Origin of the sequence: Priestia sp. SIMBA_032, assembly GCF_046535215.1 — a bacterium.
Taxonomy (GTDB): Bacteria; Bacillota; Bacilli; order Bacillales; family Bacillaceae_H; genus Priestia; species Priestia aryabhattai.
Genome location: NZ_JAWRXD010001045.1, coordinates 1 through 257 on the forward strand (window position 1 = coordinate 1; position 257 = coordinate 257).

Annotated in this window: 1 protein-coding gene; it reads right to left on the bottom strand. The window is 63.0% G+C overall.

The genetic code is table 11. The annotated features are described in order from the left end of the window. The coding region (locus tag SB717_RS37530; RefSeq protein WP_410908216.1) for a response regulator at positions 1–257 on the bottom strand (257 nt) is incomplete at both ends.

The following is a 257-nucleotide window of genomic DNA, read 5'->3' on the forward strand; positions in this document are numbered from 1 at the left end:
GTCGTCGGCCTCCACAGGCTTGGTCAGATGGTGGTCGAACCCGGCCTCTGCCGACCGGATGCGATCCGACGGCAATCCATATCCGGTGACCGCGATGAGCGTCATACCCTTGCTCGCTCCAGACTCGCGCAATTGCCGCGCAACCTCGTAGCCATCCATGTCGGGCAGGCCAATGTCGAGCAGGACGATGTCCGGCTTATAGGTTGTCGCGGCGACTATTCCCGACGCACCGTCGGCACGTGTCTCGACCTCGTGTC